This is a genomic window from Pseudomonas sp. DrBHI1, from assembly GCF_002205115.1.
Classification (GTDB): Bacteria; Pseudomonadota; Gammaproteobacteria; order Pseudomonadales; family Pseudomonadaceae; genus Aquipseudomonas; species Aquipseudomonas mosselii.
The window spans coordinates 46,350-65,965 of the sequence record NZ_NIBE01000011.1; the positions used below are offsets into that span (position 1 = coordinate 46,350).

Here is a 19,616-nt window from a genome sequence, read left to right on the forward strand (position 1 = left end):
TGTTCGATCGGGATTTGGCGGGGCGCCCTGTCGCGGGGCAAGCCCGCTCCCATGACGGGAGCGGGCGGCAGGTCAGATGCGGAAGCTGCCGACCAGTTGCTTGAGGCGGCCGGCCTGTTGCTCGAGGTCCGAGCAGGCGCGCAGGGTGGCCTGCAGGTTCTCGACGCCTTCCTGGTTGAGCATGTTGATCTCGTTGATATCCATGTTGATCGAGTCGACCACGGCGGTCTGCTCTTCGGTGGCGGTAGCCACCGACTGGTTCATGCCGTCGATCTCGCCGATGCGCTGGGTGACGCTGCCCAGGCGTTCACCGGCCTGGTTGGCGATCTCCATGCTGTCCTGGCTATGACGCTGGCTCTGGCCCATGGTGTCGACCGACTCGCGGGCGCCGACCTGCAGCTCCTCGATCATGGTCTGCACCTGTTGCGCCGACTCCTGGGTGCGGTGTGCCAGGTTGCGCACCTCGTCGGCGACCACGGCAAAGCCACGTCCTGCCTCGCCGGCGCGAGCAGCCTCGATGGCGGCGTTGAGGGCGAGCAGGTTGGTCTGCTGGGAAATGCTGGTGATCACCTCGAGGATCTGGCCAATGTTGACGGTCTTGTTGTTCAGCGTCTCGATATGCTCGCTGGAGGTGACGATCAGGTCCGACAGGCGGTTCATCGCATCGATGTTGCGTTGCACCACCTGCTGGCCTTCCTCGGCCAGCAGCCGCGCGGAGCTGGCATGCTGCGAGGCCTGGGCGGCGTTGCCGGCGATTTCCTGGGCGGCGGCGCCGAGCTGGTTGATGGCGGCGGCGACGCTGTTGGTGCGGTTGGACTGCTCGTCGGAGTTGCTCATCGACGAATTCGAGGCGCTGATGACCCGCAGCGCCACTTCGTTGACTTGCTCGGTGGCCGAGGACACCTCGCGGATCGAACCATGGATACGCTCGACGAAGCGGTTGAAGGCGGTACCGAGGATGCCGAACTCGTCGTGGTTGTGGATTTCCAGGCGGCGGGTCAGGTCGCCTTCACCCTCGGCGATGTTCGACATGGCGCGAGTCATGGTGTGCAGTGGCTGCATCAGCACGCGGATCAGCAGGCCGAGCAGGGCGATGATGATCACCACCGCCACCAGGGTGGCGATCACCGCCGAAGTGCGGAAGGTGCTGAGCATCGAGAAGGCCTTGTCCTTGTCCACCGACAGGCCGATGTACCAGTTGGCCGACGGCAGGCCCTTGACCGGGGTGAAGGTGAGCAGGCGGGTTTCGCCGTTGAGCGTCACTTCGGTCAGGTTGCTGGACAGCCTGGGGGTGTTCTGCGGGAACAGGTCCGACAGCGACTTCATCACCAGGTTCTTGTCCGGGTGTACCAGGATCTTGCCCTGGTCGTTGACCAGAAACGCGTAGCCCATGCCGCCGAAGTTCAGCGAGTTGATGATCTGCACCAGGCCGTCGAGGGCCAGGTCGCCGCCGACCACGCCGACCGAGCGCGAGGCGGTGCTGATGATCGAAATGACCAGCTCATTGGTGGCCATGTCGATATAGGGTTCGGTGAGGATCGTGCCATTGGCGTTCAGGCCGTCCTTGTACCAAGGACGCACGCGCGGGTCATAGCCGTCGGGCATCTTGGTGTCCGGGCGCACGGTGAAGGTGCCGTCGGGCTGGCCCAGATAGATGGTCTGGAAGCTCGAGGTGAGGGCGTTCTGGCCCAGCAGGGTACCGGTGTTCTGTGGGTACTGGGCAATATTCTGGGCGACGTTCTCGACCAGCTTGATGCGCCCTTCGAACAGGTTGCGGATATTGGTGGAGGTGGACTCGCCCATCTCAGCCAGGTAGTTCTCCAGGTCTTCGCGAATGGCGTTACGCTGGAGGTAGTCGTTGTAAAGGGTGAAGAGGCTGAAGGCGAGTATCACGATCAGTGATGCCGCCAGAAGAATCTTATGGCTGAAACGAAGGCTTTTATTCATAACGTGATCGCGTCCGCTAAGGTTTTTTATCGGGTCGTTCGCACAAAGCACGGCTGGAAAACAGTGCAACAATTCCCGTGGGTCCTTTTCGGGTTGTTACTGTCTTTCTGGAAGAATCAATTTGAAATATCGGCTGTCACGCGTCAGAACTTGAGCAGGGGATGAAAGAAGATGTCGGATTTCTTACGAATGGTAGTAGGAGCAGGTCCCGATGGTCAGCCGGTGTCCCAGTCCATGCGCCTGGCCAACCGGCACGGCCTGGTGGCCGGGGCCACCGGCACCGGCAAGACGGTCACCCTGCAACATCTGGCCGAACTGTTCAGCGATGCCGGGGTCGCGGTATTCGCCGCAGATGTGAAGGGCGACCTGTGCGGCCTGGGCGCGGCGGGGGCGCCCCAGGGCAAGGTGGCCGAGCGGATCGCCGGCATGCCCTGGCTGAACCACACGCCCCAGGCTTATCCGGTAAGTCTTTGGGATATCGCGGGGCAATCGGGGCATCCATTGCGCACTACCTTGAGCGAAATGGGACCGTTGTTGCTGGGCAACCTGCTGGAGCTCACCGACAGCCAGCAGGCCGCCTTGTATGCGGCGTTCAAGGTGGCCGATCGCGAAGGCCTGCTGCTGCTCGACCTGAAAGACCTCAAGGCCCTGCTCGCGCACCTGAAGGACAACCCGCAGCTGCTGGGCGAGGACAGCGCCTTGATGACCGGCGCTTCCACGCAGGCCTTGCTGCGCCGGCTGGCGACCCTGGAACAGCAGGGCGCCGAGGCGCTGTTCGGCGAGCCGGCGCTGCAACTGCAGGACCTGCTGCGCCCCGAAGGCGATGGTCGCGGGCGTATTCACCTGCTCGATGCCAGCCGCCTGGTGCATGACGCGCCCAAGGTCTACGCGACCTTCCTGTTGTGGCTGCTGGCCGAGCTGTTCGAGCAGTTGCCGGAGCGTGGCGATGCCGACAAGCCGGTGCTGGCACTGTTCTTCGACGAAGCGCACCTGCTGTTCAACGGCACCCCCAAGGCGTTGCAGGACCGCCTGGAGCAGGTGGTGCGGTTGATCCGCTCCAAGGGCGTGGGGGTGTATTTCGTCACCCAGTCACCGGGCGACCTGCCGGATGCGGTACTGGCTCAGTTGGGGCTGCGCATCCAGCATGGCCTGCGGGCATTCACCGCCAAGGAGCAGAAGTCGCTGCGCGCGGTGGCCGATGGTTTCCGTCCCAATCCGGCGTTCGACAGTCTGGCGGTGTTGACCGAGCTGGGCATTGGTGAGGCGCTGGTCGGGACGTTGGAGGAGAAGGGTACGCCGGCCATGGTCCAGCGGGTGCTGGTCGCGCCACCGCAGTCGCGGATCGGGCCATTGAGCGCAGCAGAGCGGCAGGCACTGATCGCGGCATCGCCGCTGGCAGGGCGCTATGACAAGCCGGTGGACCGTGAGTCGGCCTATGAAATGCTGACCCAGCGCAAGGGCGAGCCGGTGGAGCCCGCGCCCCAGGCCGAGGCCGACGAGGACAGCTTCGCCGACAAGGCCGGCGAGTTTCTGCAGAGCGCGGCGGGGCAGGCCATCAAGTCAGCGGTGCGCCAGGCGGCCAATCAGTTGGGGCGGCAGTTGGTGCGTGGTTTGATGGGATCGTTGCTGGGAGGGAAGAAACGTTAAACCCGTTACCCCGCGATAGGCCTCGAATGACGGATATGAAAAAGGCGCCCTGCAAAGGCGCCTTTTTCAGTACTGCATCAGCACTCAGCCAATCGCCTTGGTGGCCAGCCAGAACAGGCCAGCCGCCAGGCCCATCGTTGCCGGCAGGGTGAGCACCCAGGCCAGCAGAATGGTCTTCACGGTGCCGCCCTGCAGGCCGCTCTTGTTGGCGACCATGGTACCGGCGACACCCGACGACAGCACGTGGGTGGTGGACACCGGCAGGCTGAACACGTTGGCCATGCCGATGGCGCAGGCCGCGGTGATCTGGGCCGACATGCCCTGGGCATAGGTCATGCCCTGCTTGCCGATCTTCTCGCCGACAGTCAGTACCACGCGTTTCCAGCCGACCATGGTACCCAGGCCCAGGGCCAGAGCGACGGCGACGATCACCCAGAACGGTGCGTACTCGGTGGTGGCGGTCAGGTCCTTGCGCAGTTTCTCCAGGTCGGCCTTTTCACGGGCCTGCAGGCCCGGCAGCTTGCCGACCTTCTTCGCCGTGTCGTCCAGGCACAGCAGGTAGCGACGTACTTCGACGCGCTTCTCGGCGCTCAGGGCGCGGTAGTCGGTCACGCCGGCCAGCGACGATTGCAGCGCGGCGATGGTTGGCTCGGTCTGCTGTGGATTGCAGCTGAACTGCTCCGGCAGGTCGCTCGCTTGCGCCTTGCCCAGCGCCAGGAACTCGCCCAGGGTGGCGGCGTTGCGCTGGTAGAACTGGCTCAGGTGCAGGGTGGCGTCACGGGTACGCTCGATCTGGTAGGTGGTGCTGTTCAGGTCGAGGACGAACTTGGCGGGGACGATGCCGATCAGTACCAGCATGATCAGGCCGATGCCTTTCTGGCCATCGTTGGAGCCGTGCACGAAGCTCACGCCCATGGCCGAGATCACCAGCACCAGGCGGTTCCAGAACGGCGGGTGCTTCTTGTCGTCGAGCTTGCGGCGCTGGTCCGGGGTCTTGTGCATCTTCGACAGCGGACGCCACCATTTCAGGCCGATCAGCAGCAGGGCGGCGACAGCGAAGCCGGCCATGGGCGAAAGCACCAGGGACATGCCGATGTCGATCGCCTTCTGCCAGTTGACGCCGTCGCCCAGTGGAATGTCGCTGAGCAGGGCGTTGGCCAGGCCGACACCGAGGATCGAGCCGATCAGGGTGTGCGAGCTGGAGGCCGGGATACCGAAGTACCAGGTGCCCAGGTTCCAGGTGATGGCGGCAGCCAGCAGCGAGAAGACCATGGCCAGGCCGTGGCCGGTGTTCACGTTGATCAGCAGTTCGACCGGAAGCAGGTGGACGATGGCGTAGGCCACCCCGACACCGCCGAGCAGAACGCCGAGGAAGTTGAACACCCCGGAGAAGAACACGGCCAGGTGCGGTGGCATGGCCTTGGTATAGATGACAGTGGCTACCGCGTTGGCGGTGTCATGAAAGCCATTGATGAACTCGAATGCGAGCACGAAGGTCAGAGCGAGCGTCAGGCTCACGATAACCCAGGCATCCAGTCCGCTGAATAAATCGATCATGAAGGTTGTCTGGCGGTCTTAGGGGGGGCGGATTATGCCAGAAAACCATTGCAATCGATGCACCCGCCACTGACCGATGGCAGGGGAATGTCGACCCCATCCACGCGTCGTGCGAGTGGGCTATTGCGAAAAAATGCCGTAAAAAATCGATAAATTTCAGAAAAATCAGCGATTTGAGACGATTTAGGCAAGTTTTCCGCAATTAAAACGCTTGTATGAAATTTGTGTGATTCCATTTCATATCGAGCAATTTTGTCCAGGATGCCTCGCTGCAATCGCCATAGGGTGATGGCGCTATAGCATCGCTCAGCTTCAATCGCCGTCGCTGCGCAGTTCCTTTTCGATCTTCTCGATCTCCTGGGCGAAGGCCTGGTCGAGAATGCTGGCACGTTTACGCCAGGGTTTGCGTTCCGGGTCGGGTTGTGCGGCATAGGTGGTGACTTCACCACCGTAAACATCCTTGTAACGTTCAGCCTGGCGCTCGAGTTCGGCGCGCAGTTCTTCTTTCGTCACAGTCATACCTGAATAGTTTAAGTTGGGCGTTGGCCGTTAAATACACATGCTGAATGTGGACATACAGGCAGCGCGTACACATCGTTGCACTTGGAATGACTGGGCGTGGGAGGGCGACCTGCCGTGCACCACACGACACACCACTGCTCAAGCAGCGGGCTGGCGTCAGGAAGGCAACGAAAGTTTATCGATTGGATCCGTTATACAGCACTGGCAATCAACAGTGCCGATTATAGCAATCGTCAATTCGAAGGCTATCGTTCTTTACGCGTCATTGACAATAGACCGGAAGTTATTCTGGCCAGCCAAAGTTTTGGCCTGATTAGCGTGCTGAAAGTTCCACTTGTCAGGGGGCCACTTTGACCGTTCTCTGTCAGAAATGAAAACGGCCTCGCTAGGAGGCGAGGCCGCTGCCTGGGACTTCTACGGTGGGTACCTGACCAGTCTCTCCAAAGAAGCCACATGTGGCAGGGGAAAGGTATAAGCAAACGTGTCAGCGGTCAATTGCGATTATCGGCCGTTCGTTCGATAATCGCACGAGGTAGCGATTTTTTGAGGCATGTCCATGAGCGAAGAAACCAGCGCGCCGCCAGCAAACGAGCCCACGCGCAGCACCAGCCCCGCCCTGGCACCGCCGATCGTGGCGTCCGCGGCCAAGCGCATTCAGGCCTTCACCGGCGACCCGGACTTCATGACTTCCCTGGCCCGTGGGCTGGCAGTGATCCAGGCGTTCCAGGAGCGCAAGCGACACCTGACCATCGCGCAGATCAGCCACCGCACGGAAATACCCCGGGCGGCGGTCCGGCGTTGTCTGCATACTTTGATGAAGCTGGGTTACGCGACCACTGACGGGCGTACTTATTCGCTGTTGCCCAAGGTGTTGACCCTTGGCCATGCCTACCTGTCGTCGACGCCGTTGGCGGTATCGGCACAGCCCTACCTCGACCGGATCAGCGACCAGCTACACGAAGCGGCCAACATGGCCACGCTGGAAGGCGACGACATCCTTTATATAGCGCGCTCGGCCACGGTCGAACGGTTGATCTCGGTCGACCTGTCCGTCGGTGGGCGGTTGCCGGCCTATTGCACCTCGATGGGGCGCATCCTCTTGGCGGCGCTCGACGATGCCAGTCTGCACGAATATCTGGATAGGGCCGACCTCAAGGCGCGGACCAGCCGTACACTGCACGACCCTGAATCGTTGTTCGCCTGCATCCAGCAGGTGCGCGAGCAGGGTTGGTGCGTGGTCGACCAGGAACTGGAGCAGGGGTTGCGTTCGATTGCCGTGCCGATCTATGACGCCTCCGGGCAGGTGCTGGCGGCGTTGAACGTGAGCACCCATGTCGGTCGGGTCAGCCGTGGCGAACTGGAGCAACGTTTCCTGCCGATCCTGCTGGCGGCCAGCCGGGACCTGTGTCACCAGTTGTTTGGCTGAACAACGTCGGGGCGCATTGCGCCCCATCGGCGGCAGACGGGCTTTCATACCGTGTGGGCTGAGCTGTCGAACCGGCGCTGCCGTTTCCTGTTCGATAAACGCACAGTGTCGTTCCCGACGAATTGCGCCACCCACGCCTGCTGATTAATGTCTGTCGCACGAGTCGGCTTCGCCGACCGGACAATAACAACAGGCCCGAGGGCATCCCCCCATGAAGACCGTCCCTTTGCTGTCGCGGCCACACCCGCGCGCAGTGCTGCTGCCCGGCTGATCCCAGGCCGTCGTATCCAACGTTTACTGCTCCTGCGTATCAGCGATGCGCGGTAGCCTGCCTGTGCCCAACTCCCGGATAACAACAATGAACAAGCCACAATCCGCTGTCGGCAACTGCCTCGATGTCCAGTCTCTCATCAACGACCAACCGCTGTCTCGCTATCAATGGCGGGTGGTGATCCTGTGCTTCCTGATCGTCTTCCTCGACGGCCTGGACACCGCCGCCATGGGCTTCATCGCCCCGGCGCTATCCCAGGAATGGGGCATCGACCGCGCCAGCCTCGGCCCGGTGATGAGCGCCGCGCTGATCGGCATGGTGTTCGGTGCCCTTGGGTCCGGGCCGTTGGCCGACCGCTTCGGGCGCAAGGGCGTGCTGGTGGGGGCGGTGCTGGTGTTCGGCGGTTTCAGCCTGGCCTCGGCCTACGCCAGCAATGTCGACCAGTTGCTGGTGCTGCGCTTTTTGACCGGCCTGGGCCTGGGGGCGGGCATGCCCAATGCCACTACCTTGCTTTCCGAGTACACCCCGGAACGGCTCAAGTCGCTGCTGGTGACCAGCATGTTCTGTGGCTTCAACCTGGGCATGGCCGGGGGTGGTTTCATCTCGGCCAAGCTGATCCCGGCCTACGGCTGGCATAGCCTGCTGGTGATCGGCGGGGTGCTGCCGTTGCTGCTGGCGCTGGTGTTGTTGGTCTGGTTGCCGGAGTCGGCGCGGTTCCTGGTGGTGCGCAATCGTGGCACCGAGAAGGTGCGCCGGACCCTGGCGCCGATTGCCCCGGCCCTGGTGGCCCAGGCTGCGAGCTTCAGCGTGCCTGAGCACAAGGTGGTGGCGACGCGCAACGTGTTCGCGGTGATCTTCTCGGGCACCTATGGCCTGGGCACCGTGCTGCTGTGGCTGACCTACTTCATGGGGCTGGTGATCGTCTACCTGCTGACCAGCTGGTTGCCGACCCTGATGCGTGACAGCGGCGCGAGCATGGAGCAGGCTGCCTTCATCGGCGCATTGTTCCAGTTCGGCGGCGTGCTCAGTGCGGTGGCCGTGGGTTGGGCGATGGACCGCTTCAACCCGCACAAGGTGATCGGCATCTTCTACCTGCTGGCGGGTGTGTTCGCCTATGCCGTGGGGCAGAGCCTGGGCAACATTACCTTGCTGGCCACGCTAGTGCTGGTCGCCGGCATGTGCGTGAACGGCGCGCAGTCGGCCATGCCTTCGCTTGCAGCGCGGTTCTACCCGACCCAGGGGCGTGCCACTGGGGTGTCGTGGATGCTCGGGATCGGTCGCTTCGGCGCGATTCTCGGTGCGTGGAGCGGGGCGACGCTGCTGGGGCTGGGGTGGACCTTCGAGCAGGTACTGACCGCGCTGTTGGTGCCGGCGGCGCTGGCCACCCTGGCAGTGGTGGTCAAGGGGCTGGTGAGCCACGCCGACGCGACCTGAGACGATAGGCGTGCATAAATAGCAAGATAACAATCTGTTCGATAATCGCACTAAAGTGCGATTATCGGATTGTAACCACCCCGATAGCCTCCGTAATCTGGGCCCATCGCAGCGACGCAATGGCCCGCTGCTCACTGACTCGACTCGACCTGACCAGGAGTCTCCAATGGCAGCAATCCTCTCGCTTCACGAGGCTGTGAAGCAGTTCATCCAGGACGGCGACAGCGTCGCCCTCGAAGGCTTCACCCACTTGATCCCGACGGCGGCCGGTCACGAGATCATCCGTCAGGGCAAGCGCGACCTGACCCTGGTGCGCATGACCCCGGACCTGATCTACGACCAGCTGATCGGTGCCGGCTGCGCGCGCAAACTGATCTTCTCCTGGGGTGGCAATCCCGGCGTCGGTTCGCTGCATCGCCTGCGCGACGCGGTGGAGAAGCAGTGGCCGCACGCCATCGAGATCGAAGAGCACAGCCACGCCGACCTGGCCAACGCCTATGTCGCCGGCGCCTCCGGCCTGCCGTTCGCGGTGCTGCGTGCCTACGCCGGCTCCGACCTGCCGAAGGTCAACCCGCTGATCAAGAGCGTCACCTGCCCGTTCACCGGCGAGGTGCTCGCCGCTGTGCCGTCGGTGCGTCCGGACGTCACCGTGATCCACGCGCAGAAGGCCGACCGCAAGGGCAACGTGCTGTTGTGGGGCATCCTCGGCGTGCAGAAGGAAGCGGCCCTGGCGGCCAAGCGCTGCATCGTCACCGTCGAGGAGATCGTCGATGACTTGAATGCGCCGATGAATGCCTGCGTGCTGCCGACCTGGGCGCTCAGCGCGGTGTGCCTGGTGCCCGGCGGCGCCCACCCGTCCTACGCCCACGGCTACTACGAGCGCGACAACCGCTTCTACCAGGCCTGGGACCCGATCGCCCGCAACCGCGAGTCGTTCACCGCCTGGATCGACACCTTCATCCGTGGCACCCGGGACTTCACCGAATTCCAGGCCAAGCTGGCCAGCACCGCGGAGGCCGCGCAATGAGCTACTCCACTTCCGAAATGATGACCGTCGCGGCGGCCCGCCGCCTGCGCAACGGTGCCGTGTGCTTCGTCGGCATCGGCTTGCCGTCGAAGGCCGCCAATCTGGCGCGCCTGACCTCGTCGCCCGATGTCGTGCTGATCTACGAGTCCGGCCCGATCGGTGCCAAGCCGAGTGTGTTGCCGCTGTCCATCGGTGACGGCGAGCTGGCCGAGACTGCCGACACCGTGGTGCCGACCGGCGAGATCTTCCGCTACTGGCTGCAGGGCGGGCGCATCGACGTCGGTTTCCTCGGCGCGGCCCAGGTCGACCGCTTCGGCAATATCAACACCACGGTGGTCGGCGACTACCACGCGCCGAAGACTCGCCTGCCAGGTGCCGGTGGTGCGCCGGAGATCGCCGGTTCCGCCAAGCAGGTGCTGATCATCCTCAAGCAGTCGCCACGCGCCTTCGTCGACAAGCTCGATTTCATCACCTCGGTCGGCCACGGTGAAGGCGGTGACTCGCGCAAGCGCCTGGGCCTGCCCGGCGAGGGGCCGGTCGGCATCATCACCGACCTGTGCATCATGGAGCCGGAAGCGGGCACCCATGAATTCGTGGTCACGTCGATCCACCCGGGCGTAACCCGCGAGCAGATCGTTGCCGCCACTGGCTGGGCGATCCGCTTCGCCGACGACGTGCTGCAGACCGCGGCACCCAGCGATGTCGAGCTGTCCGCCCTGCGCGACCTCGAAGCGCGCACCGCCGCCGCCCATGGCCAGACGGCAGGAGAAGCCTGATGCGTGACGTCTTTATCTGCGACGCCATTCGCACCCCCATTGGCCGCTTTGGCGGCGCCCTGGCCGGCGTGCGCGCCGACGACCTGGCGGCGGTGCCGCTCAAGGCGCTGGTCGAGCGCAATCCGCAGGTGCAGTGGGAGCTGCTCGACGAAGTGTTCCTCGGTTGCGCCAACCAGGCCGGCGAGGACAACCGTAACGTGGCGCGCATGGCGCTGCTGCTGGCCGGCCTGCCGCAGAGCATTCCTGGCGTGACCCTCAATCGTCTGTGCGCCTCGGGCATGGACGCCATCGGCAGCGCGTTTCGCGCCATCGCCAGTGGCGAGATGGAGCTGGCCATTGCCGGTGGCGTCGAGTCGATGTCCCGCGCGCCGTTCGTGATGGGAAAAGCCGAGAACGGCTACTCGCGCAACATGAAGCTTGAGGACACCACCATCGGCTGGCGCTTCGTCAATCCGTTGATGAAGGCGCAACATGGCGTGGACGCCATGCCCGAGACCGCCGACAACGTCGCTGACGATTACCAGGTGTCGCGCGCCGACCAGGACGCCTTCGCCCTGCGCAGCCAGCAAAAGGCTGCCGCCGCGCAGGCTGCTGGTTACTTCGCCGAAGAGATCGTGCCGGTGCGTATCGCCCATAAAAAAGGCGAGACCGTGGTCGAGCAGGATGAGCACCTGCGCCCGGACACCACGCTGGAGGCGCTGAACAGGCTCAAGCCGGTCAATGGCCCGGACAAGACGGTTACCGCAGGTAATGCATCGGGCGTCAACGATGGCGCCGCCGCACTGATCCTGGCCTCGGCCGATGCGGTGAAGAAACATGGCCTGACCCCACGGGCCCGGGTGCTGGGCATGGCCAGTGCCGGCGTGGCGCCACGGGTGATGGGGATCGGCCCGGTGCCGGCGGTGCGCAAACTGACCGAACGGCTGGGTGTGGCGGTGGCGGATTTCGATGTCATCGAGCTCAACGAGGCGTTCGCCAGCCAGGGGCTTGCGGTGCTGCGCGAGCTGGGCGTGGCGGATGATGCGCCGCAGGTCAACCCTAACGGCGGTGCGATTGCCCTGGGGCATCCGCTGGGGATGAGCGGGGCGCGGTTGGTGCTGACGGCGTTGCATCAGCTGGAGAGGAGCGGTGGGCGCAAGGGGTTGGCGACCATGTGCGTAGGCGTCGGTCAGGGCTTGGCGTTGGCCATCGAGCGGGTTTGACCGGCACCGGCCCAATCGCGGGGCGACAGTGGAACGAGATTGTTACTGGGTATGTCTAGACTTTGCAGTGACCTCCCAGGAGTAAAAACACCATGACTTCCAGCTATTACACCGGCGAAGAACGCAGCAAGCGGATCTTCGCCATCGTCGGCGCCTCCTCGGGCAACCTGGTGGAATGGTTCGACTTCTATGTCTACGCCTTCTGCGCGATCTACTTTGCACCGGCCTTCTTTCCCTCCGATGACCCCACCGTGCAGTTGCTCAACACGGCAGGCGTGTTCGCCGCGGGCTTTCTGATGCGCCCCATCGGTGGCTGGATCTTCGGCCGCCTGGCCGACCGCCACGGGCGCAAGAATTCGCTGATGATCTCGGTGCTGATGATGTGCGGCGGCTCGCTGATCATCGCCTGCCTGCCCACCTACGCCAGCATTGGCGCCTGGGCGCCGGCGCTGCTGCTCCTGGCGCGGCTAATCCAGGGCCTGTCGGTGGGCGGCGAGTACGGCACCACCGCCACCTACATGAGCGAAGTGGCCTTGCGCGGTCAGCGCGGCTTCTTCGCTTCGTTCCAGTACGTCACCCTGATCGGCGGCCAGTTGCTGGCGGTGCTGGTGGTGGTGATCCTGCAACAGCTGCTCACCGAGGATGAGCTGCGTGCTTATGGCTGGCGCATCCCGTTCGTGGTCGGCGCCATCGCCGCGCTGATCTCGCTGATGCTGCGCCGCTCGCTGAAGGAGACCAGCAGTGCCGAGACTCGCCAGGACAAGGAGGCTGGTACCATTCGCGGGCTTTTCCGCAACCATGCCGCCGCCTTTGTCACGGTATTGGGCTACACCGCCGGTGGCTCGCTGATCTTCTACACCTTCACCACCTACATGCAGAAGTATCTGGTCAACACCGCCGGCATGAACGCCAAGAGCGCCAGTTACGTCATGACCGGCGCGCTGTTCCTGTTCATGATCCTGCAGCCGGTGTTCGGCATGCTCTCCGACCGTATCGGTCGACGCAACTCGATGCTCCTGTTCGGCGCCCTGGGGACGATTTTCACCGTGCCGCTGCTGATGGCGCTGAAGACCGTGAGCAGTCCGTTCATGGCCTTCGTGCTGGTGACCCTGGCGCTGTGCATCGTCAGTTTCTACACCTCCATCAGCGGCTTGGTGAAGGCCGAGATGTTCCCGCCGCAGGTCCGTGCGCTGGGGGTGGGGCTGGCCTACGCGGTGGCCAACGCGGTGTTTGGCGGCTCGGCCGAATACGTGGCGCTGGGCTTGAAAACCTTAGGCATGGAGAACACCTTCTACTGGTACGTGACCGCGATGATGGCGGTGGCCTTCCTGTTCAGCCTGCGCCTGCCCAAGCAGGCGGCGTATCTGCATCACGATCATTAAGGACGTTGCATGAGCAACCAACTGTTCGACGCCTACTTCACCGCGCCGGCGATGCGCGAGATCTTCTCTGACCGCGGCCGGTTGCAGGGCATGCTCGATTTCGAGGCCGCCTTGGCCCGCGCCGAGGCCGGTGCCGGTCTAGTGCCGCACACGGCGGTGACCGCCATCGAGACGGCCTGCAAGGCCGAGCGTTATGACGTGCGTGCCTTGGCCGATGCCATCGCCACCGCTGGCAACTCGGCGATTCCGTTGGTCAAGGCCTTGGGCAAGGTGGTCGCCAGCGGCGTGCCCGAGGCCGAGCGCTACGTGCACTTGGGCGCGACCAGCCAGGATGCGATGGACAGCGGCCTGGTGCTGCAACTGCGTGACGCCCTGACGCTGATCGACCGTGACCTTGGCAAATTGGCCGACACCTTGGCTCGTCAGGCCCTGCAACATGCCGACACGCCGCTGGTGGGGCGTACCTGGCTGCAGCATGCCACGCCGGTGACGCTGGGGATGAAACTGGCCGGTGTGCTCGGCGCCCTGACCCGTCATCGCCAGCGCCTCAAGGAGCTGCGCCCGCGCCTGCTGGTACTGCAGTTTGGCGGCGCTTCGGGCAGCCTGGCGGCGCTGGGCAGCAAGGCCTTGCCGGTGGCAGAAGCCCTGGCCGCGCAGTTGAAACTGTCCTTGCCCGAACAGCCGTGGCACACCCAGCGGGACCGCCTGGTGGAGTTTGCCTCGGTATTGGGCCTGGTCGCCGGCAGCCTGGGGAAGTTCGGCCGGGATGTCAGCCTGCTGATGCAGACCGAGGCGGGCGAGCTGTTCGAGCCCGCCGCGCCGGGCAAGGGCGGGTCCTCGACCATGCCGCACAAGCGTAACCCGGTGGGCGCGGCGGTGCTGATCGGTGCTGCCACCCGGGTACCGGGATTGGTCTCGACATTGTTTGCCGCGATGCCCCAGGAGCATGAGCGTAGCCTCGGCCTGTGGCACGCCGAATGGGAAACCCTGCCGGAAATCTGTTGCCTGGTCTCCGGCGCCCTGCGCCAGGCGCAGCTGATCGCCGAGGGCATGGAGGTGGACGCCGCCCGCATGCGCCGCAACCTGGATCTGACCCAGGGCCTGGTGCTTGCCGAGGCCGTCAGTATCGTGCTCGCCCAGCGCCTGGGGCGCGAGCGTGCCCATCACCTACTGGAGCAATGCTGCCAGCGCGCCGTGGCCGAGGAGCGCCATTTGCGTGCCGTGCTGGGCGACGAGCCGCAGGTTAGCGCCGAACTGTCCGCCGACGAACTCGACCGCCTGCTCGACCCGGCCCATTACCTTGGCCAGGCCCGCGTCTGGGTGGCGCGCGCCGTGGCCGAACATCAACGATTCACTGCCTGAAAGGAGACTGCTGTGGCGCACCTGCAACTGGCCGATGGCGAAATGCATTACCAACTCGACGGCCCGGCCGATGCGCCGGTGTTGGTCCTGTCCAATTCGCTGGGCACCGACCTGCACATGTGGGATGCGCAGATCCCGGCATGGGCCGAACATTTCCGTGTGCTGCGCTACGATACCCGGGGGCATGGCGGTTCGCTGGTCAGCGAGGGGCCCTACAGCATCGAGCAGTTGGGCGGCGACGTGCTGACCCTGCTCGATGCCCTGGATATCGAGAAGGCCCACTTCATAGGCCTGTCCATGGGCGGACTGATCGGTCAGTGGCTGGGTATCAATGCGGGTAACCGCTTGCTCAGCCTGACCCTGTGCAACACCGCGGCGAAGATCGCCAACGACGAGGTGTGGAACACCCGCATCGCCACCGTGCTCGCGGGGGGCCGGCAGGCCATGGCCGAACTGCGTGATGCGTCCATCGCCCGCTGGTTCACCCCGGCGTTCGCCGCCGCCGAGCCGGAACGCACCCTGCGTATCTGCCAGATGCTGGCGCAGACTTCACCGGAGGGCTACGCGGCCAATTGCGCCGCGGTGCGCGATGCCGATTTCCGTGACCAGCTCACCCACATCCAGGTGCCGACCCTGATCGTCGCCGGCACTGCAGATGCAGTGACCACCCCCGAGCATGGTCGCTTCATGCAGGCCGGCATCCATGGCGCCGAGTACGCCGAGTTTGCGGCGGCGCACCTGTCCAATGTCGAAATCGGCGCGCCGTTCGGCGCCCGTGTGCTCGACTTCCTGTCGAGCCGCTGAGGAGTACACCGTGGACGAGAAACAACGCTACGAGGCGGGCATGCAAGTGCGCCGCGCGGTACTGGGCGATGCTCATGTCGACCGCAGTCTGGAGAAGCTCAATGACTTCAACGGCGAGTTCCAGGAGATGATCACCCGGCATGCCTGGGGCGATATCTGGACGCGCCCGGGGTTGTCGCGACATACCCGCAGCCTGATCACCATCGCCATGCTGATCGGCATGAACCGCAACGAAGAGCTCAAGCTGCACCTTCGCGCTGCCGCCAATAATGGCGTGACGCGAGAGGAGATCAAGGAGGTGATCATGCAGAGCGCGATCTACTGCGGGATCCCGGCGGCCAACGCCACGTTCCACCTGGCCGAGTCGGTGTGGGATGAGCTGGGGGTGGAGTCGCGCACCCAGGTGACTTGAGAAATTGCCGGGGCTGCTGTGCAGCCCATCGCGACACAAGGCCGCTCCCACAGGGTTTGCACAAGCCTGCGGGAGTGGCTGTGTCGCGTTGGGGGGTGCGGCGGCCCCTGACTCTTGTGGTCAGATCGCGGCTTTCTTGTGGCGGATGGCCACCGGCCCGGCATTGGCCTCCACGGCCTTTTTCAGCTCAGGGCACAGCCCGGCCATGAACGCCAGCTCCGCCACCACGAACAGCGGCCCGATGATCAGCCCGCTCAGGTCATCGACGAACGCTGGCTTGCGCCCTTCGTACCAGTGGCCGACGAACTGGATGATCCAGCCCACCACGAATGCCCCCAGCCCGGCGCTCAGCCACAGCCCGGTGCTCTGTACGGCCAGCGCCTGGCCGGCCCACAGGCACAGCCCTAGCAGCAGGCCCATCACCAGCCCGAAGCGCAGGTCCAGGCGCAGGTAGAACCACACCGACCAGCCCGCCAGCAACAGCGCCGGCGACAGCCAGACGCCGGCCAGTTCCCAGCCGGGGCGCGACAGCAGGATGGCCACGGCCAGCACGATCAGCGGAATGCCGATGAAGTGGGTGGCGATATTGCGCGGGTCGCGGTGGTAGGTCGCGTATTGACTCAGGTGCTCGACGAGGTTTTTCATTGTTGTTCCTCCATCAGGGGTGAGCGCAGCTTGCCCCCGTTCAGTCACCGTCGTCTGTCGCCTGGCCGACAGAGTTCGTTGTGCGAGGCGCCATGCACGATCCGCGTACCCAGCTGCTGCATGGCCAGTGGTTCCGGCAATTGCCCGCTACCGTTCAGGATAGCCTTCTGGCTCAGGGGCGTGCGCGCGAGCTGGCGCCGGGGCAGTGCCTGTTCCAGCGCGGCGATGCGCCCTGTGGCCTGTATGCGGTGCTCGAGGGGGCGATGCGGGTCGGCGCGGTCAGCAGCGAGGGCAAGGAGGCGTTGTTGACGTTGGTTGAATCGCCCCACTGGTTCGGCGAGATCAGCCTCTTCGACGGCCAGCCGCGTACCCATGACGCCTATGCCGAAGGACCGACGCGCCTGCTGTGGATCCCCCAGGCGCCGCTGCTCGAGTGGCTGGCGCGCGAGCCTGTGCATTGGCGTGAGCTGGCCTTGCTGATGAGCCACAAGTTGCGCTGGGTGTTCGTTGCCCTGGAGCAGCAGAGCCTGCTGTCCGCCGCGCCGCGGGTGGCACAGCGCCTGCTGCAGATGGCCGAAGGCTACGGCGAGCGCGATGTCGCCCAGTGGCGGCTGCAGGTGTCCCAGGAACAGCTGGCGCTGATGCTGTCGCTGTCGCGCCAGACCATCAACCAGATCCTCAAGAGCTTCGAGCAGTCCGGCGTGGTACGCCTGGGCTATGGCGAGGTGGAGATTGTCGATGCCCGGCTTCTGCGGGCGATGGGGCAGCATCCAGGCTGACCAGGGTATCGATCATCGCCCGTGCCGCCGGTGACAGGCGATAGCCGCTGCGGCTGATCACCCCGCAGCGGACGCTGAGCACCTCCAGGCCTGGCGGCAGGTTGCGCCAGTGCAGGCGCACCAGATCGCCGACGGCCAGGTCCTCGGCCACCGCCTCCTCACTGGCCGTGCCGATGGCGTCGCTGGCCAGCACCACACTGCGCAGCACCGCCAGGTGCTCGGTTTGCAGGTGCGGGGTGAAGTCGCTGCGTCCGCTGAGGTTGGCCAGGCGCTTGCGCACGCCCGGCGCCAGCAATGCACTGGCCAGGGGATAGGCGAACAAGTCGTTGGTCGACAAGCTGTCCTTGGCCAGCAATGGGTGCCCGGGGCGGCAGAAGAACAGGCCGGGGCGCGGGGTCAGCGGTTCGGTGTGGAAGTTCGGGTCGGCCTCGAAGGTGCGCACGTCATCGACGAAGAACTCGATCTGCTCGCGCCGCAGCGCCTGGCCCAGGCGTTCGGCGTTGTCCACCAGCAGCGCGGTGCGGATGCCCGGATGGCGCTCGATGAACTGTTGCAGGGCCTGGGGCACCAGGCGCACGGCCAGTGCCGGGCCGCTGCCGAAATGCAGTTCGCCGGCATCGAGCTTGGTCATCTGCAGCACTTCGTTGTTCAACTGCGCCGCGCCTTGCACCAGGCGACGGGCGTGTTGCAGTACCACCTGCCCCTCGGGAGTTGGGCGCAGTGACTTGTTGGCGCGATCGACCAGGGCGCAGCCGAAGGCCTGTTCGAGGTTCTGGATGGCGCGGCTGAAGGCGGGTTGGGTGATGCCCATGGCTTCGGCAGCGCGGACGAAACTGCGGTATTCGGTAAGGGCGATGAAGTAGCGCAGTTGGCGCAGGTCCATGCTCGGGCTCTGGGGCGGGGATCGGAGCTTGGTTTTAGCGAGTTCTCGCATATAGCGTCAAAGAATTTAATTTGATTTGAATATGTCTTTTGATTATTTGAGGAAAACCCACTCCCACGCCGCTCCTCTCTTGTGCGGACGATGTGGGAGCGGGCTTGCCCCGCGATGGCATCAAAGAAGATTGAGTGGGTAACTGACGATCAGTCGGTTCTCGTCGAACGCATTGCTGCTGAAGTCCCTGCGCATGGTCGAGTTGCGCCATTTCACCGAAAGGTCCTTGAACGTCCCGGCCTGTACCACATAGGCCAGCTCGGTCTCCCTGGCCCACTCCTTGCCATCGTCCACCCCACCGGCGTGCACGTTGTCACCCTTGATGTAGCGGTTCATCAGGGTCAGCCCAGGGATGCCCACGGTGACGAAGTTGAAGTCATGGCGCACTTGCCAGGAGCGCTCCTTGGCATTATCGAAGCTGGCGTTGTAGCTGTCGTTGGCCAGGGTGCCGCCGCTGGTGCCGTTGACCCGCATCCAGGCGTCATCGCCGCTGACCTTCTGCAGGCCGATGTAGAAGGTGTGGCCCTGGTAACGTGCCGAAAGCATGGCCGAGGCCGTATGGTTGTCGAGGTCGCCGGCGCGGGCGCTACCCTCTTCCTTGCCGAGGAAGTAGCCCAGGTTGGCGCCCAAGGTCCAGTCGCCCAGCGGCTGGCTGTGGACCAGGTTCAGGTACTGTTGGCGGTAGATGTCCTTGAGCCGGGCATCCCACAGGCCGACCATCGTGCGCTTGTCGTTGAAGCTGTATTCGCCACCGGCGAAGTTGAAGCGGTCGGAGGTGATGCCGGCGCGCCCCTGCATGAACATGTCTTCCATGCTCGCGTCGTTGCGCGGGCTGTTACCGCGGAACTGGCCGGCATAGAGGGTCAGGCCTTCGATCTCCTTGGCGGTGAGCTGGCCGCCGCGGAACGTCTGCGGCAGCGAGCGGCCATCGTCCGAACGCAGGATCGGCAGCACCGGCATCCACTCGCCGACCTTGAGCTCGGTCTGCGAAAGGCGTGTTTTCAACGCTACGCCCAGGCGGCCGAAATCATCGGCCGGGCGGCCATCGTCATGCACCGGCAGCAGGTGAGTGCCGGCCGTGCCCTTGCCACCGTCGAGCTTGACCGAGTACAGCCCCAGCACGTCGACACCGAAGCCGACGGTGCCCTGGGTGAAGCCGGAGCGAGCGTCGAGGATAAAGCTCTGGGTCCATTCCTCGGCCTTGCCCTGGGGGTTGGCCGGGTCGACGAAGTTGCGGTTGATGTAGAAGTTGCGCAGGTTGAGGCTGGCCTTGGCGTCTTCCAGGAAACCGCTTTCGGCGGCGACGGCGGGCAGGGCGCAGGACAGGGCCAACAGGCCCGGGAGCAGCTGGCGTGCGGGTTGCAAAGTGCTCATCTGTCGTGGATCTCTTGTTTTTATTGGGCGAGCCGGTGCACTGCGGGTACGGGCCGCAGGGGGGGGCGTCTTTAGAGAGAACGAGTGCAACGTTGCGTGGGCGATGGTGCGGGGG

General features: G+C 64.4%; 17 protein-coding genes and 1 pseudogene. 11 read left to right on the top strand and 7 right to left on the bottom strand.

Annotated features, from left to right (window positions below):
* Nucleotides 1-72 precede the first annotated feature (72 nt).
* Both CC207_RS28205 and CC207_RS28210 read right to left on the bottom strand, forming a co-directional pair.
* Complete coding sequence (locus CC207_RS28205; RefSeq protein ID WP_371349843.1) at nt 73-837, bottom strand: methyl-accepting chemotaxis protein; 765 nt, start codon at nt 835-837, stop codon at nt 73-75.
* A 93-nt stretch (nt 838-930) separates the two neighbouring features.
* A pseudogene (locus tag CC207_RS28210) lies at nt 931-1,947 on the bottom strand (cache domain-containing protein); the annotation flags it as partial.
* Between the two features lie 171 nt (nt 1,948-2,118).
* Between CC207_RS28210 and CC207_RS01935 the strand changes: the two are divergent.
* Nucleotides 2,119-3,594 carry a helicase HerA-like domain-containing protein gene (locus CC207_RS01935; protein ID WP_088851492.1) on the top strand — a complete coding sequence of 492 codons (1,476 nt, stop codon included), beginning with the start codon at nt 2,119-2,121 and terminating at the stop codon, nt 3,592-3,594.
* Between the two features lie 84 nt (nt 3,595-3,678).
* Here the strand turns inward: CC207_RS01935 and CC207_RS01940 are convergent, their stop codons facing one another.
* Both CC207_RS01940 and CC207_RS01945 read right to left on the bottom strand, forming a co-directional pair.
* Nucleotides 3,679-5,151: an inorganic phosphate transporter gene (locus CC207_RS01940; protein WP_028690222.1), complete on the bottom strand. Its 1,473-nt coding sequence runs from the start codon at nt 5,149-5,151 to the stop codon at nt 3,679-3,681.
* Between the two features lie 312 nt (nt 5,152-5,463).
* Nucleotides 5,464-5,664, bottom strand: coding sequence for a hypothetical protein (locus CC207_RS01945; RefSeq protein ID WP_028690221.1), 201 nt, complete (start codon nt 5,662-5,664; stop codon nt 5,464-5,466).
* A 565-nt stretch (nt 5,665-6,229) separates the two neighbouring features.
* Between CC207_RS01945 and pcaR the strand changes: the two genes are divergently transcribed.
* The 9 genes from pcaR (at nt 6,230) to pcaC (ending at nt 15,769) form a co-directional block, all read left to right on the top strand.
* Nucleotides 6,230-7,099, top strand: a complete 870-nt coding sequence (pcaR, locus tag CC207_RS01950) for a pca regulon transcriptional regulator PcaR (RefSeq protein WP_028690220.1) — start codon at nt 6,230-6,232, stop codon at nt 7,097-7,099.
* A 358-nt stretch (nt 7,100-7,457) separates the two neighbouring features.
* Nucleotides 7,458-8,804, top strand: a complete 1,347-nt coding sequence (locus CC207_RS01955) for an MFS transporter (RefSeq protein ID WP_028690218.1) — start codon at nt 7,458-7,460, stop codon at nt 8,802-8,804.
* Between the two features lie 166 nt (nt 8,805-8,970).
* Nucleotides 8,971-9,831, top strand: coding sequence for a CoA transferase subunit A (locus CC207_RS01960; RefSeq protein ID WP_028690217.1), 861 nt, complete (start codon nt 8,971-8,973; stop codon nt 9,829-9,831).
* Nucleotides 9,828-10,607 (top strand): CoA-transferase subunit beta, encoded by a 780-nt coding sequence (locus CC207_RS01965; RefSeq protein ID WP_088851493.1) that lies wholly within the window; start codon nt 9,828-9,830, stop codon nt 10,605-10,607. Before CC207_RS01960 ends, CC207_RS01965 begins: the two co-directional genes overlap by 4 nt.
* Complete coding sequence (gene pcaF / locus CC207_RS01970; protein ID WP_178080945.1) at nt 10,604-11,809, top strand: 3-oxoadipyl-CoA thiolase; 1,206 nt, start codon at nt 10,604-10,606, stop codon at nt 11,807-11,809. Before CC207_RS01965 ends, pcaF begins: the two co-directional genes overlap by 4 nt.
* Before the next feature lie 92 nt (nt 11,810-11,901).
* Nucleotides 11,902-13,191, top strand: coding sequence for an MFS family transporter (locus tag CC207_RS01975; RefSeq protein WP_062364114.1), 1,290 nt, complete (start codon nt 11,902-11,904; stop codon nt 13,189-13,191).
* 9 nt (nt 13,192-13,200) lie between these two features.
* Nucleotides 13,201-14,553 (top strand): 3-carboxy-cis,cis-muconate cycloisomerase, encoded by a 1,353-nt coding sequence (locus CC207_RS01980; protein ID WP_028690213.1) that lies wholly within the window; start codon nt 13,201-13,203, stop codon nt 14,551-14,553.
* A gap of 12 nt (nt 14,554-14,565) precedes the next feature.
* Nucleotides 14,566-15,357: a 3-oxoadipate enol-lactonase gene (gene pcaD, locus CC207_RS01985; protein WP_088851495.1), complete on the top strand. Its 792-nt coding sequence runs from the start codon at nt 14,566-14,568 to the stop codon at nt 15,355-15,357.
* 10 nt (nt 15,358-15,367) lie between these two features.
* Nucleotides 15,368-15,769: a 4-carboxymuconolactone decarboxylase gene (gene pcaC, locus CC207_RS01990; RefSeq protein ID WP_028690211.1), complete on the top strand. Its 402-nt coding sequence runs from the start codon at nt 15,368-15,370 to the stop codon at nt 15,767-15,769.
* A gap of 120 nt (nt 15,770-15,889) precedes the next feature.
* Here pcaC and CC207_RS01995 read toward each other — a convergent pair whose 3' ends face one another.
* Nucleotides 15,890-16,414 carry a DUF962 domain-containing protein gene (locus CC207_RS01995; protein ID WP_028690210.1) on the bottom strand — a complete coding sequence of 175 codons (525 nt, stop codon included), beginning with the start codon at nt 16,412-16,414 and terminating at the stop codon, nt 15,890-15,892.
* A gap of 92 nt (nt 16,415-16,506) precedes the next feature.
* On the opposite strand from CC207_RS01995, the gene CC207_RS02000 reads away from it, so the two are divergent.
* Nucleotides 16,507-17,193 carry a Crp/Fnr family transcriptional regulator gene (locus tag CC207_RS02000; RefSeq protein ID WP_088851496.1) on the top strand — a complete coding sequence of 229 codons (687 nt, stop codon included), beginning with the start codon at nt 16,507-16,509 and terminating at the stop codon, nt 17,191-17,193.
* Here the strand turns inward: CC207_RS02000 and CC207_RS02005 are convergent.
* Together CC207_RS02005 and CC207_RS02010 are read right to left on the bottom strand one after the other, a co-directional pair.
* Entirely contained in the window at nt 17,093-18,076 is a 984-nt protein-coding gene (locus tag CC207_RS02005; RefSeq protein WP_088851497.1) for a LysR family transcriptional regulator, read from the bottom strand. The two genes, CC207_RS02000 and CC207_RS02005, sit on opposite strands and share 101 nt — an antisense overlap.
* Before the next feature lie 171 nt (nt 18,077-18,247).
* Nucleotides 18,248-19,501 (bottom strand): OprD family porin, encoded by a 1,254-nt coding sequence (locus CC207_RS02010; protein ID WP_088851498.1) that lies wholly within the window; start codon nt 19,499-19,501, stop codon nt 18,248-18,250.
* Nucleotides 19,502-19,616 lie beyond the last annotated feature (115 nt).